Genomic DNA, 12,906 nt, shown 5'->3' on the forward strand with positions numbered 1-12,906 from the left:
TTTTCCTCCTCTAGCCTTGCTCCAAATCTGCTAAGTAATCCAGCATAGCCTGTCCAGCTGCAAGTGCATGGTCAGCTTTAAAACCATGACCAGCTCCTGGTAAAACTTTTAAACGGGCCTGTTTATAGACTTTTTGTGCTCGCTCTGAGTAAACCAAAGGAACGATAGAGTCGCTATCACCATGCACAATAAGAACAGGGCGTTGGTAGGCAGCTATTTCCTCATAAATGTCAAAAGACAAAGCATCCCTATTGTAGACAGATCCGACACTAACGCCCATAATCTGTTTGGATTGGGGGTCTGTACCGTACTTGGCCTGACGCTCAGCCGCATCATCCTGCAAAACAAAAGCTGGATAAAACAGTATAAGACCAGCCACTTGCTCGGGAATCTGTCCAGCAAGGTAAGCCGAGACAAAACCGCCTTGGCTTTCTCCCAACAGATAGATACGCTGCTTATCAATACGAGGATCCTGCTGCATGTGTCGAATAACCGCCAGCAAATCATCAGCTTCGGTTAAGACAGACATATCTGTAAAGAGACCGTCACTCTGGCTTTGACTGCTGCCACCGCAAAAGTCAAAAATGTAGGCAGCATACCCAGCGTTACAAGCCATCTCAGCGTAATCCACATTCTTGAGATAAGTAGCCCTAAAACCATGCGACATTATAATGACAGGCAATTTTTCCTGTCTGCTATCAGGCAGATAGAGTTTTCCATAAATACTGAGTTCATCTCTTTTTAACCATAGTTCTTGAATTTCCATAATAGACTCCTTTAACATAAGATAGTGAACTGGTTTAAAAGGTCCAATGAGGATTTTGAAACATTAAGGCTGAAAAATAAAACTGCGATAGCCAATAATTTTGCAGCGCTTATAATCCTAAAAAAGTGGAGTCTAGGACAAAAGTCCAGACCCGTTTCCTAGATTTACCAGATCGACGCAGTGGTTGGGAGTAAGACTTGTTGGCTATGCCAACTTAGTCTTGCTTCTCACTATTGCGCCAAGAGTTTATTCAAAAACAGGAAGACTGGACAAGTTTTGCCCAGCCTCTTTTAAGTATATCTGCCACCACCGAGAATCGAACTCGGAACGGAGCATTACCATTGCTCTATTATACCATTTAACTACAGCGGCCACCTAATTATAATATCATAGTCGTTAATTTCTGACAAGGTATAAATCTGAAAAACTTACTAGGTGTTTCAGATTCTTACTTAGTCTTACCATCCCAATTTTCAAAGCCACTTTCTAAGACGTAGATTTCCTTGTAGCCAGCCTTTTTGAGTATGGGCACAGCACGGGCAATAGCCTGACTGCGCATATTATCGTAAAGTAAGACAGGCTTATCCTTACGCAGGGCTGATAGTGATTCTTTAAATTGCTCAATCTGGAAATTGCGAGCTCCTAGAATATGTTTCGTTTGAAAAGCTGATGAACTGCGTAGATCAATAATTTGGCCGCCATGCATAAGTCCTTGAAATTCGCTGTTGCCGATGAACTTAGCAGCACGACGAATTCGCAGGTAGCGCCAAGCGGACCAACCTATGAAGGCCAGTAAAATAATAGCAGTGAAAATCCAGTTGATAGTCGTTTGCGACATAAAACAAATACTCCTTTTTTATAAGATACAAAGGGCTGATTCGCCTTAGCGAAAATTTTTAATTGAGATGATTTGGTCAAAAATCTCCGTGCTTAGGCAAAACTGCAAGAAAAGTAGTGGCTAGCTAGATGATAAAATAGCTCTACCCTGCGAGCTATTTAAGATTAATTTCTATTTAAATTAGGCAAATTGACGAGCTAAACTTGCCGCTCCGATAATGCCGGCATCGTTGCCCAGTTCAGCGATTTTAATTTTAGTAGACATTTTAACGGCTGGAAAGGCAAACTGCAAGAAATATTTTTCTACACGGCTGCGCAGAAATTCTCCAGAAGCAGACACACCGCCACCAAGTACAACAGAATCTGGGTTAAGAGTGTTTCCTAAGTTAGCTGCTGTTAATCCAAGGTAGAAAGCAACTTTCTCAACAACTGCATCCGAAAACTTATCCCCAGCCGCAGCTGCAGTGAAGATATCCTTGCTGGTAACATCATCACCATTATCAATAGCTGCTTTTATATTGGAGTCACTTTCATAAGCTTCAGCCAGCTGGCGAGCTAGGCGTACTACGCCCGTAGCTGATGCTACAGTTTCAAGACAGCCTCGGTTGCCGCAAGTGCACTCAAAGCCCGTTTGAGGTTCAACATTAATGTGACCAATTTCACCACCAGCACCAGCAACACCGTGAATCAGATTACCATCAGCGATAATACCGCCGCCAACACCGGTTCCCAAAGTCACAAGGATAACGTCCGGCTGATTGCCGCCAGCACCAGTCCAAGCCTCTCCTAAGGCAGCTACATTAGCATCGTTGTCAATGGCAAAAGGAATGCCGGTTTCTTTTTCGATGACTGAACCAACTTCTTGTTTGTCAGCCCAATTAAGATTAAAAGCTCCCGTGACAGTTTTCTTATCACGGTCAACAGCCCCTGGCGATCCCATGCCAATGCCAATGAAATCCTCGCTCGTCAGACCATAGAGATTCAATCGATGCTTGAGTGATTCTACAATGTCAGGGACAATGTGCTTCCCATCTTCCAAAATATTAGTCTCAATTGCCCACTTTTCCTGAATGTCACCTTCAGTTGTCAGAATACCAAACTTAATTGTTGTCCCACCTAGGTCAATTCCCAGCAATTTTTTAGCCATTCGTATGTCCTGCCTTTTCTAGTCTTTCTTTTTCCAAGCGATGTTCCCGCCGCAAGATCAACTCAGCTTTTAGATAATCCTCTTTTTCTAGAAGACCGCCCTGATAGAGGCCTTCCAGTTCAATTTTCATCATCTCAATATCATACAGACGCTTACCCAAATAAACGATTATACCAAAGCGTTTGAGCAGCTGCTGAACATCGTATAAAGTTTTCATAACAATGATTGTAACAAAAAAAGCGACCGCTTTCAAGACCGCTATGACAAGCTTTGGGAATTTTTCAGCCTAATGAAAGATCACTTATGTCGCTCAAAATTCAGTACAAACCTTAGTCTGTTTTTAATCATTTCACTATCCATTTGACAAAGACCCCTCCAGCCCTTGGGACTTGCTCAATAGACAAAAATAAGGTTGGGACGACCCAACCTTGGACATATTAATCTAGTTTCTAGATCACAGCTCTGGTGCGTGACCTAGTTCAGCCTGCAGCATCCAGATGGTCTTCTCAGCATCTGCTTGGGCTGCTGTAAAAATATCATTCGATGGATTGTCACCTTCTTCATCGGTAACATCCAGACCAACTTGATAGAGCTTATCTAAATAGGTATAAACCTCTACTAAGCGCACTAGGTGTTCCGACATAGATTTGGACCAAGTACCCTTTTCTTCAATGAGTTTTGATTGCTGATCAAATTCTCTCAGCGTTGAATAGGGAGATCCGCCAAGTGTAATCAAGCGCTCACTGATTTCATCCAAACTTGCATTGAGGGTATCCATAAGTTCATCCATCTTGGGATGCAGATATAAAAATCCTGCTCCGCGCATATACCAATGAACCTGGTGAACAATAGAAACTGCTTTAGATAAGTCAGCTACCGCTTGATTGAGAACAGCTTTTGTTTTAGCGCGCGGGTCAGCTGCTTGTGGGTCTATATTTTCAGTTAGGCTTTCATAAATAGTTTCAACAGAATTTGCCATATATAACTCCTCCTCAGAATAAAGGCTAGGCAGTTGTAAAACTGCTTAAATAACGAATAGTTACCTATTTTAGAAACCTTATTTAGAATGATTCTTATCTGGTAACACCTTTATTATAGGTTTTTTCACAGCTAAGTGCAACTATTTGAACTTTTTTCGGATAGATAGGTATGGAGAGTATATTGATTATGGCCTTGGGTGCCAGTCTAGGTTCTTTTATCGGTTTAATTGTCGATCGGTTCCCAGAAGAATCTATTATAAAACCGCGCAGTCATTGTAATTATTGCGGCCAAACCTTGCCTATTAGGGATCTGATTCCTATTTTCTCACAACTTATCAATCGCTTTCGCTGCCGGTTCTGCGGTCAAAGCCTCCCTTTAACATACAGCTTGCTGGAAGTTAACTGTGCTCTGATTTTTTGGCTGGGCTGGCAGGGCGAATTGGATTGGTCGCAAATCTTTTTGGTCTTCACCAGTCTAACCCTAAGTCTCTACGACATTCGCAATCAAAGTTATCCCCTAATTATTGTGCTGTTAGCTGGTTTAATCTTACTATTTTTTTATCACGGAAATTTGCTTTTTGGCTTTTTTATATTAATGGGAATTATCTGCCAGTTAATTCCCTTGGGAATAGGTACCGGTGACTGTTACTATCTTGCTCTTTTAGCTATTAGTTTAGACTTACGAAACTTGCTTTGGATCATCCAGATGGGCAGTCTTTTAGCTATTTTTGCACTTCTTCTCCAAAAGAAAAAGGGACCTCTAGCATTTGTCCCCTTTCTTAGCCTGGCTTATATGGTGGAAATGGTCTTGATGGCAATATGGTCACCTTATTAGCATCAAAAGGAGTTTTAAATGGGCTTCTTGCCACTCATCTCTTTCATCCACTTGGGCAGCTCCCTGCTGATGGCGGTAGGGAGAACGACATAATTATCCTTAGAGAGATCATCTGCGATCGCTGAGTGAAGATAAACCGCAGTTGCAACAGTCTCAAATAGATTGTCTCTAAACTGAGCAGCAAGACCTGCAATCATGCCGGCTAAGGTATCTCCCATACCCCCAGTTGCCTGATAGGGACCGCCCACGCGCAATTCGCCTAGATGCCCCTTTTGATCAAAAATCTTGGTTTGGTGTGATTTTGCAACGAGAATAGTCGCTGGCGGAAATTGAGTAAGGGCCGCCTGTGTATTCTCCACTGTTTGCTCCGAAATACTGATACCAGACAAGCGTTCCCATTCCTTTTGATGAGGCGTTAGGATTAGCTTACCGATAGGCCAACTAATCGGACTTTGTTCGGCCAATAAATCGATCGCTGAACCATCTACTACTAATACCTGATTTGCGCGGGCAACAGCTTGAACAGCACTTAAGGCTGCTTTGCCTGCCTCACTATCACCCAGTCCTGGACCTATTAAAACAAGGTCTGCAGCTTGAATTTGTTGAGTCAATCGTTTTCTGTCTGTCACATTAAAAGCCATAGTTTCTGGTAAATGGGCATGTAAAGCAGAAATATTGGTCTGATCAGTTGCAACTGTGACTAAACCTGCTCCGCTCTTGACAGTTGCTAGGGCTGCCATTATGATAGCCCCGCCATAAGGGTAGAGGCCGCCGATAAGGAGGACACGGCCAAAAGTCCCCTTATGACTCTTAAGGGGACGGGGCTGTATTATTTTCCTTGCTAATATGTCATCAATAATCATAGTGTCACACTTCTTAGCGCTGCTTGATAAGTTTGTTCGAGAAGCATAGTAATGGTCATGGGACCAACACCCCCTGGAACGGGAGTAATGAGGCTAGCTAGCTCTACAACTTCGTCAAATTTCACATCACCGATGAGCTTACCATCGTCATCACGATTCATCCCGACATCAATAACTACTGCTCCTTCCTTGACAAAATCCTTGGTTACAAAATGGCCCTGACCTATAGCTACAATCAAAATATCTGCCTGTTTGCAAACATCCGCCAAATGACGGGTTCGCGAATGAGTAAGGGTTACTGTAGCATTTTTACCCAAGAGGAGCTGAGCCATAGGTTTACCAACAATATTAGAACGCCCGACGATGACTGCCGTCTTACCCTCTAGGTCTACTTCATACTCGCGCAGCATTTCCATGATACCAGCAGGTGTACAAGGCACCATCAACGGTCGACCTGACCATAAATGGCCTGTATTCATAGGGTGAAACCCGTCGACATCCTTGTGAGGGTCAATAGCTAAAATCACACGTTTATCATTGATATGATGGGGCAAGGGCAGCTGAACCAGAATCCCGTGATAAGCTGGATCTTGATTATATTTAGCGATTAACTCGAGCAACTCTTCCTCACTAGTGGCATCAGACAAACGAAGGGTTTCACTTCTAAATCCCGCTGCCAGAGCTGCCCGTTCTTTATTACGTACATAAACTTGACTAGCTGGATCATCCCCTACAAGAATCACAACTAGGCCTGGCACAAAGCCATGTTCCGACTTAAACTGAACAACTTTATCGGCTAACTCAGCTTGCTTTTTCTGAGCTAGGGCTCTACCATCAATTAATTTTCCTGACATTGTTCTCTCCCTACTATCAATAAGTACTTTTCTTTATTATACCAAAAAAGGCCTAGGTAAACTACGCCTTATTTCAGTACTCCTATCTTATTCAATTAAGATAAATGGTGATTAGTCTTAGCAACTTTATGCATCTCATCCTTGATCGGACAGGCACAATCACAATCACCACAGGAACCTTTTTGTTTGATATAGTGCCTAATACCGCCTAGCATTGCTAGGACAATTAAACTGGCAATGATAATTGTTGACATCTTAATACCTCCTCGATTATTGTTCTTGTGCCAACGGCAAAGATTCCAAGGTGATAACAGTCTCCTTGACTTGACGCGGTTTTCTTAGAATGAAGTAACTCATAAAAGCGAGAAACACAGCTGCTATGACTGTCCAGGAAGTCACCGCTTTTCCATATAGCAGAACCAAGCCAAACTGATACATAATTAGGCTGACCAAGTAGGCTAATCCTGTTTGAAAGCCTATAGCCAGTAGGGTCCATTTGAGATTGCCCATCTCCCGCTTGATAGCACCAATAGCGGCAAAGCAAGGAGCACACAGGAGATTAAAAGTTAAGAAAGAGTAGGCTGCCAATGCTGTGTAGTCTCCCCGTAAACTAGTCCACAGAGCGTGACTGGTCTCTGTAGCATTAGGATTGTGATAGAGAATTCCAAAGGTTGCGACAACCGTTTCTTTGGCCGCCAGTCCTGTGATCGCTGCAACAGTCGCCCGCCAGTTGCCAAAGCCCAACGGTGTAAAAATCCAAGCCAATAAGCGACCGAGGCCGGCCAAGATACTATTCTCAGTTTCGACTGCCTGAAGGGCAAAATTATAGGAAGACATAAACCAAATTAAGACTGTCAGGCTAAAAATAATGGTCCCAGCTCGTTTGACAAAGCTCTTTGCTTTTCCTAAAGCATAACGCAGAACAGCATTGACCTTGGGCAGGTGATAACTTGGCAACTCCATAATAAAGGGGCTGGTATAGCCTCCCAGAATACTGGTTTTTTTGAGAGCTATTCCCGATAGAATAATGGCCACCATCCCCATAAAGTAGGCACTCGGTGCAATCCAAGGATTGTGCGGGAAAAAGGCTCCAGCAATCAAAGCTATAATGGATAATTTAGCAGAACAGGGCATAAAGGTTGCTGTCATGATGGTAATACGACGATCCCGTTCATTTTCAATGGTTCGGCTCGCCATAATCCCCGGCACGCCACAGCCAGTCGAAATTAGCATAGGAATAAAAGATTTACCGGATAGTCCAAATCGTCTAAAAATGCGATCCATGACAAAGGCGATTCGACTCATATAACCAATGTCCTCTAAAATTCCTAAACAAACAAAGAGGACAAAAATTTGCGGTAAAAATCCTAAGACCGTTCCGATACCGGCAACAATGCCATCAATAATCAGCGACTGAAGCCAATCAGCCACTTTTAAATCTTGTAAGATAGCTGCCACAGCATCAGGGACATACTGACCAAAAAGGACATCATTGACCCAGTCAGTCCCCATGGTTCCTACCGTTTGGATAGATAGGTAATAAACCGAAAACATCACTGCAGCAAAAATCGGCAAGGCCAAAATTCGGTTGGTAATAACCTTATCAACTTTATCTGATAAAGAGAGCTTGAAATCATCCTTTTGACTCTGGGCCATCTGGCTAACTTTTTCAATAAAGGCATAGCGCTGATTGACGACCAGAGACTCAGAATCTTCGGTAAAGATTTCCTCTGTGATCCTGATAATTTCATCGATTTCTTTCCTTTGAAAAGGAGACAGATCAAGTTCATCTTGAACCAACTGATCACGTTCAAAAAGCTTTATGGCATAAAATCGGTTGGACATCTCCGGTACCGTCTGACCTAAAACGTCCACAATTTGAGCGAGAGCCGCTTCAAACTTGTCATCGTAAGTAGGGTATTGCACAGTTTCAACTGTGCTTTTGGTCGTTTGACAAGCTTTTTTAATAGCCTTATCCACGCCCGTATTCTTCAAGGCACTGGTCGCAATGACAGGGACTCCCAACTGGTAGGACAGTTTTTCCAGATCTATAGTTTTCTTCTGTCCCTTAAGAATATCACTCATATTAAGGGCAATAGTGACAGGAATACCAGTTTCAATCAATTGAGTCGTTAAATAAAGGTTGCGCTCCAAATTAGTCGCATCAACAACATCTAGAATAGCATCGGGCTGGTTGCTCAAGAGGTAATCACGCGCCACTTTCTCTTCTGGACTGTAAGGAGACATGGAATAAATTCCAGGCAAATCCTGAACAGCAACCTGCCGCAACTGTTTTACTTGGCCGCTCTTTCGCTCAACTGTTACCCCTGGCCAATTACCAACGCGCTGGCTAGTTCCTGTCAGTAGGTTGAAAAGGCTGGTTTTACCGCTATTAGGATTGCCAATTAAAGCTACTTCTATCATCATCTCACCGCCATTCTAATTTTTAATTCTAACGACACTGATCATTTGAGCTTCTGATTTTCTAAGAGTAAGTTCGTAACCCCGTACAGTAAGTTCGATAGGATCCCCCAGAGGAGCTACCTTTCGAAGATGAACTTTTGTATGCTTGGTTAACCCCATGTCCATCAAGCGCCGTTTGGCCTCATTAAGCGCAAAAATATTAGCAATATAAGCGGACTCACCAACCTGTAATTCTGATAAGGGCAAGATGCTGGTGTCCTCATGGACTTCAGCTACGTCAATGCAACTCAGAATTGAAGCATCAAAGGCTAGACGGTTAGCTTTTAAAAGTACAATAGCGCTGCTTTTAGTCCTAGAGATCAGTTCCAACTGAGTACCAACCTTGAGTCCCAAATTAGATAGGTGACGTAAACTATCCTTAGGCAAGTCAATACTGATGATTTGGTAAGGAATATTAAGTTTAGCTTCTTGCAAAATCACAGTTTTGTTCTCCTTTTATTAAGCTATGGCAGAAGCTTATTATCTAAGCGCTCCGCAGATAACAAAGACCAAGTACTAGGGTTAATAGGCTCCCCTCTTGCTAACACCATTTGGTTAGTTAAATCAACTAACCAAATATCGTGTCGCAAAACCGCTCTACTTATCCAGTAGCTGATCAGAAGTTGGAAATTAAGCTCGCAAAGCAAGGCATCAATGAAAGACCCAAAGGAAAGCAAGGTAACCAGAATCTCTAATTGCTCAGTAATCATTTCTTCCTTTCCCATTATCGCAGCTTTCTAATTTTTAGACAACGGCTTCACAGAGTCTTTGGAGTGCTTTAATAACCAATATAAATACTAGTTTTATTTGTCCTTATTATAGCACAGAAAAGCTGTAAATTCGCCTGTTTTCAATAGATTAGAATGGTTATAATAGGGTGCTCTTAACAGTTCTTATTCCAGATTTAAACTGTAAAATACTTTTCAACTATAAATTGAGCATAATACGTTTTTTCCATTGATAATGAATCCTCAGAAAAAGAAGTCACAATCAAAATATGATAAGAAAACTTGCCTAGCATCGACCAGCTGTGTAACTAATACAATTAAAAAAAGCCAAGATAAAAATTCTCAGCCTCTTTATACAAACGCGTTATAAGAACTTGCCTTTTTTCTGTTTATCCCAGCGGTAAAATAGAAAGACGAGGGAAATTGATTCCTTCTCTATTCTCCTACTTACTAAACTCTCATAAGACTTTACCTAAGAAGTCCTTGGTCCGCTCTTCCTTTGTTTGATCAAAAACCTGCTGCGGACTCCCTTCTTCTACGATGACACCGCCATCCATAAAGATAACACGATCTGCGACTTCTTTGGCAAATCCCATTTCGTGGGTGACGATAACCATGGTCATACCGGACTTAGCCAAGTCTTGGATAACAGCGAGCACTTCCCCAACCATTTCGGGATCGAGAGCTGATGTGGGTTCATCAAAGAGGAGAACATCTGGATCCATGGCTAAACCGCGTGCAATTGCAATCCGCTGCTGCTGACCTCCTGATAACGATGTTGGATTGGCTTTGGCCTTATCTTTCAGTCCAACCTTGTCCAGTAATTCATAGGCTTTTTCTTCTGCCTGAGGTCGAGACTGTCCTTTGATTTTCGTTGGTGCTAAAGTAATATTTTCCAGTACATTCATATTAGGAAAGAGGTTAAATTGTTGGAACACCATTCCCATTTTCTCACGCATCTTGAAAACGTCGTTCCTTTTATCTGTAATATCAACACCTTCAAAGCTGATCGTTCCTTTAGTCGGCACTTCCAGCAGGTTCATGGCACGCAGGAAAGTAGATTTCCCTGATCCCGACGGACCGATGATGGCAACAACTTCTCCTTTTTTAATTTCTAAATCTATTCCTTTGAGAACTTCGTTATTGCCAAAATATTTATGCAGATTTTTAATACTAATCAATGTATCTGTCATTATTTTTGTCCTTTCCCAAGACGGTTTTCAAGTGACTTTTGTCCAGCTGTCAAAATAGTTGTCAGCACCAAATAGTAGAAAGCAGCGAACAAGAGGGGTTCCAGTGGAATATAGGTTGTCGCTAAGACCGTTTGGGCGCCGTTCCACAATTCCATGATACCAATAGTCTGCAAGAGTGAACTGTCTTTAATAATGGTGATAAATTCATTTCCCAAGGCAGGCAGGATATTTTTAAAAGCCTGAGGCAACACCACGTAACGCATTGCCTTGGCTGGCTTAATTCCCAGCGAATAAGCCGCTTCGGTCTGACCTTTAGGAACTGCTTCAATCCCAGCACGAACGATTTCTGAAATATAGGCACCGCTATTTAAAGACAGAATAATAATACCTGGAATCAAGCGGGAAAAGTCTAACTCAACCGTACCAAAACCAATTGACGGTGCATTTTTAAAGTCCATCCAAAGAAAGGCAATCATGATTTGAACAACCATAGGTGTTCCACGAAAGACCCAGACATAAAAGCTAACCAGCCAGTTCAGTAACTTGATGTGCGAGCGTTTGGCAAGGGCCACCAGAACACCCAAGATGGTTCCAAATAAAACGACACAGATAGAAATCATGATGGTGACAATCACGCCATAGTTAAAGTAACCCCAATATTTGGGTAAAAACGAAAAATCAAAATTCACAGATTTACTCCTATTATACGGCTTTGAGCCATTCTTAAAGGCCAGCTAGATATGTTTTAAATTTTAGCTGCTTATCAATAATTTTATAACCAATTCTATCATAAAATGAATAATAATACAATATCTGTTTATAAAATTAGTTCTCCCTATTAAAAAGGAATTAAAGATTATTCGGACTATCGAAAGCCTATATTGGCTAGTAGAGTGAGAGATTCACAGCAAAACTAGGATTAGGGATCAGTAAAGTTGACTCCATTTTACTCCCTTAATAGTCCAGCAGACTTAATAAAATAGGGAACTAAAAACCGAAACGCGGAGCTTCCAACTGATCACTGCACAGAGCTATTATAAGAGATTATAGGTGCCGAAAAATTTTATCCTGGACACACAGGCCCCTGCTTTTGGATTTGAACAGCAGGCAAGGCTAGTTTAAAGACCCAATTTGTAAAATTAAGCTAGACAGAAAAAAGCCATTTATGTTAGGCTCAGATAAACACCACATTTGTCTGAGAGGAACTACCATAAATGACCTACACCCATCTTACCACAAACGAACTCGTAATGATAGAGGCTTACTACCAAGAAAACAAGAAAGTTGGTGATATTGCAAAATCTCTAGGGAGATCTAAGCAAACCATTTACAAGGTCATCCACTTTCTAAAAGAAGGTTACTCAGCCTATGAATACTATGACCAGTACAAAACGAATAAAAAGCGCTGTGGCCGTCGACAAACACAATTATCAAAGCCTGAGAAAAAGCTCATTGATGATCATCTGAAACGGGATTGGAGCTTAGATGTCATCAAGGGCGTTTACGCTGATGTTATTGCTTGTTCGATGCGGACTCTCTATCGTTTAGCTGACCGAGGGATCTTTGACAAACAAGAGCTCCCTTGGAAGGGAAAACGCAAACCCAATGGGAAAAAAGAAACACGAGGGAAGCAAGCTTTTCGTAGAGACATCCGTGAAAGGTCGACAGTTTATCCAGACTTTGACACTGAGTTTGGTCATCTTGAGGGTGATACCATCGTTGGTAAGAATCACAAGAGTGCGGTGATTACATTAGTTGAGAAACAATCCAAAGCTATTATCACGCTTCAAACCGCAGGAAGAAAGGCTAGTGATATTGAATGCTCAATCAATCGCTGGCTCTCCCGATTTCCCAAACATCTGTTCAAGTCCATCACATTTGACTGTGGAAAAGAATTTTCTAACTGGAAATCCATTTCAAATCAACATGATATTGATATCTTCTTTGCGAATCCTGGTTGTCCTGGGCAACGAGGCCTTAATGAGCATTCTAACGGTCTGTTAAGAAGACACGGACTACCTAAGCAGATGGATTTTAAAGGTGTTTCACAAAACACCTTATCAGCTATAGCTGATAAGAGAAATAGAATTCCTAGAAAATCTTTAAATTATCAAACCCCTTATCATGTTTTTCTGAGTCAGGTGAAACTGTCCAACTTAATTTGACAATTTAAGAGATAAGAAAAAGACCTCCGAGGTGTTAGATTTTAAATCCAACTCCTGAAGATCAATTCAATTATC

Annotated in this window: 15 protein-coding genes and 1 tRNA gene; 2 read left to right on the plus strand and 14 right to left on the minus strand. The window is 41.8% G+C overall.

Annotation, left to right across the window (positions count from 1 at the left end; genetic code table 11):
- Positions 1-10: 10 nt before the first annotated feature.
- The 6 genes from AC4HAL_RS01025 to AC4HAL_RS01050 form a co-directional block, all read right to left on the minus strand.
- On the minus strand, positions 11-766 hold the full coding sequence (locus AC4HAL_RS01025; RefSeq protein WP_491092549.1) for an alpha/beta hydrolase: 756 nt from the start codon (positions 764-766) through the stop codon (positions 11-13).
- A 301-nt stretch (positions 767-1,067) separates the two neighbouring features.
- A tRNA-Thr gene (locus tag AC4HAL_RS01030) sits at positions 1,068-1,138 on the minus strand.
- Between the two features lie 76 nt (positions 1,139-1,214).
- The gene (locus AC4HAL_RS01035; protein WP_447451554.1) at positions 1,215-1,604 is read right to left on the minus strand and encodes a rhodanese-like domain-containing protein; all 390 of its coding nucleotides are present in this window, start codon (positions 1,602-1,604) and stop codon (positions 1,215-1,217) included.
- A 180-nt stretch (positions 1,605-1,784) separates the two neighbouring features.
- Positions 1,785-2,750 carry an ROK family glucokinase gene (locus tag AC4HAL_RS01040; protein ID WP_491092550.1) on the minus strand — a complete coding sequence of 322 codons (966 nt, stop codon included), beginning with the start codon at positions 2,748-2,750 and terminating at the stop codon, positions 1,785-1,787.
- Entirely contained in the window at positions 2,743-2,967 is a 225-nt protein-coding gene (locus AC4HAL_RS01045) for a YqgQ family protein (RefSeq protein ID WP_447451556.1), read from the minus strand. The genes AC4HAL_RS01040 and AC4HAL_RS01045 overlap by 8 nt, the downstream gene beginning before the upstream one ends.
- Before the next feature lie 237 nt (positions 2,968-3,204).
- Entirely contained in the window at positions 3,205-3,729 is a 525-nt protein-coding gene (locus tag AC4HAL_RS01050) for a Dps family protein (protein WP_491092551.1), read from the minus strand.
- Between the two features lie 170 nt (positions 3,730-3,899).
- On the opposite strand from AC4HAL_RS01050, the gene AC4HAL_RS01055 reads away from it, so the two are divergent.
- Complete coding sequence (locus tag AC4HAL_RS01055; protein WP_491092552.1) at positions 3,900-4,565, plus strand: prepilin peptidase; 666 nt, start codon at positions 3,900-3,902, stop codon at positions 4,563-4,565.
- Between the two features lie 14 nt (positions 4,566-4,579).
- Here the strand turns inward: AC4HAL_RS01055 and AC4HAL_RS01060 are convergent, their stop codons facing one another.
- The 8 genes from AC4HAL_RS01060 to AC4HAL_RS01095 all read right to left on the minus strand — a co-directional run bounded on the left by AC4HAL_RS01060 (position 4,580) and on the right by AC4HAL_RS01095 (position 11,355).
- Complete coding sequence (locus tag AC4HAL_RS01060) at positions 4,580-5,428, minus strand: NAD(P)H-hydrate dehydratase (RefSeq protein WP_491092554.1); 849 nt, start codon at positions 5,426-5,428, stop codon at positions 4,580-4,582.
- Positions 5,425-6,282: a bifunctional methylenetetrahydrofolate dehydrogenase/methenyltetrahydrofolate cyclohydrolase gene (locus AC4HAL_RS01065; protein WP_491092555.1), complete on the minus strand. Its 858-nt coding sequence runs from the start codon at positions 6,280-6,282 to the stop codon at positions 5,425-5,427. Before AC4HAL_RS01065 ends, AC4HAL_RS01060 begins: the two co-directional genes overlap by 4 nt.
- A gap of 95 nt (positions 6,283-6,377) precedes the next feature.
- Positions 6,378-6,536, minus strand: coding sequence for a FeoB-associated Cys-rich membrane protein (locus AC4HAL_RS01070; protein WP_491092556.1), 159 nt, complete (start codon positions 6,534-6,536; stop codon positions 6,378-6,380).
- Positions 6,537-6,552: 16 nt separating this feature from the next.
- Positions 6,553-8,706 carry a ferrous iron transport protein B gene (gene feoB / locus AC4HAL_RS01075; protein ID WP_491092692.1) on the minus strand — a complete coding sequence of 718 codons (2,154 nt, stop codon included), beginning with the start codon at positions 8,704-8,706 and terminating at the stop codon, positions 6,553-6,555.
- 15 nt (positions 8,707-8,721) lie between these two features.
- On the minus strand, positions 8,722-9,186 hold the full coding sequence (locus tag AC4HAL_RS01080) for a ferrous iron transport protein A (RefSeq protein ID WP_491092557.1): 465 nt from the start codon (positions 9,184-9,186) through the stop codon (positions 8,722-8,724).
- Between the two features lie 23 nt (positions 9,187-9,209).
- The gene (locus tag AC4HAL_RS01085; protein ID WP_491092559.1) at positions 9,210-9,470 is read right to left on the minus strand and encodes a hypothetical protein; all 261 of its coding nucleotides are present in this window, start codon (positions 9,468-9,470) and stop codon (positions 9,210-9,212) included.
- Positions 9,471-9,931: 461 nt separating this feature from the next.
- On the minus strand, positions 9,932-10,666 hold the full coding sequence (locus AC4HAL_RS01090) for an amino acid ABC transporter ATP-binding protein (protein ID WP_447451563.1): 735 nt from the start codon (positions 10,664-10,666) through the stop codon (positions 9,932-9,934).
- Entirely contained in the window at positions 10,666-11,355 is a 690-nt protein-coding gene (locus AC4HAL_RS01095; protein WP_447451564.1) for an amino acid ABC transporter permease, read from the minus strand. The genes AC4HAL_RS01090 and AC4HAL_RS01095 overlap by 1 nt, the downstream gene beginning before the upstream one ends.
- A gap of 525 nt (positions 11,356-11,880) precedes the next feature.
- Between AC4HAL_RS01095 and AC4HAL_RS01100 the strand changes: the two genes are divergently transcribed.
- Complete coding sequence (locus AC4HAL_RS01100; RefSeq protein ID WP_491092560.1) at positions 11,881-12,831, plus strand: IS30 family transposase; 951 nt, start codon at positions 11,881-11,883, stop codon at positions 12,829-12,831.
- The last annotated feature ends 75 nt before the right edge of the window (positions 12,832-12,906 follow it).

This window comes from Streptococcus sp. ELY_125 (assembly GCF_058314535.1).

Excerpts from the sequence above, each read along its gene's own strand:
- AC4HAL_RS01025 (WP_491092549.1), bottom strand. The coding sequence starts at position 766 with ATGGAAATTCAAGAACTATGGTTAAAAAGAGATGAACTCAGTATTTAT.
- AC4HAL_RS01035 (WP_447451554.1), bottom strand. The coding sequence starts at position 1,604 with ATGTCGCAAACGACTATCAACTGGATTTTCACTGCTATTATTTTACTG.
- AC4HAL_RS01040 (WP_491092550.1), bottom strand. The coding sequence starts at position 2,750 with ATGGCTAAAAAATTGCTGGGAATTGACCTAGGTGGGACAACAATTAAG.
- AC4HAL_RS01045 (WP_447451556.1), bottom strand. The coding sequence starts at position 2,967 with ATGAAAACTTTATACGATGTTCAGCAGCTGCTCAAACGCTTTGGTATA.
- AC4HAL_RS01050 (WP_491092551.1), bottom strand. The coding sequence starts at position 3,729 with ATGGCAAATTCTGTTGAAACTATTTATGAAAGCCTAACTGAAAATATA.
- AC4HAL_RS01055 (WP_491092552.1), top strand. The coding sequence starts at position 3,900 with ATGGAGAGTATATTGATTATGGCCTTGGGTGCCAGTCTAGGTTCTTTT.
- AC4HAL_RS01060 (WP_491092554.1), bottom strand. The coding sequence starts at position 5,428 with ATGATTATTGATGACATATTAGCAAGGAAAATAATACAGCCCCGTCCC.
- AC4HAL_RS01065 (WP_491092555.1), bottom strand. The coding sequence starts at position 6,282 with ATGTCAGGAAAATTAATTGATGGTAGAGCCCTAGCTCAGAAAAAGCAA.
- AC4HAL_RS01070 (WP_491092556.1), bottom strand. The coding sequence starts at position 6,536 with ATGTCAACAATTATCATTGCCAGTTTAATTGTCCTAGCAATGCTAGGC.
- feoB (WP_491092692.1), bottom strand. The coding sequence starts at position 8,706 with ATGATAGAAGTAGCTTTAATTGGCAATCCTAATAGCGGTAAAACCAGC.
- AC4HAL_RS01085 (WP_491092559.1), bottom strand. The coding sequence starts at position 9,470 with ATGGGAAAGGAAGAAATGATTACTGAGCAATTAGAGATTCTGGTTACC.
- AC4HAL_RS01090 (WP_447451563.1), bottom strand. The coding sequence starts at position 10,666 with ATGACAGATACATTGATTAGTATTAAAAATCTGCATAAATATTTTGGC.
- AC4HAL_RS01100 (WP_491092560.1), top strand. The coding sequence starts at position 11,881 with ATGACCTACACCCATCTTACCACAAACGAACTCGTAATGATAGAGGCT.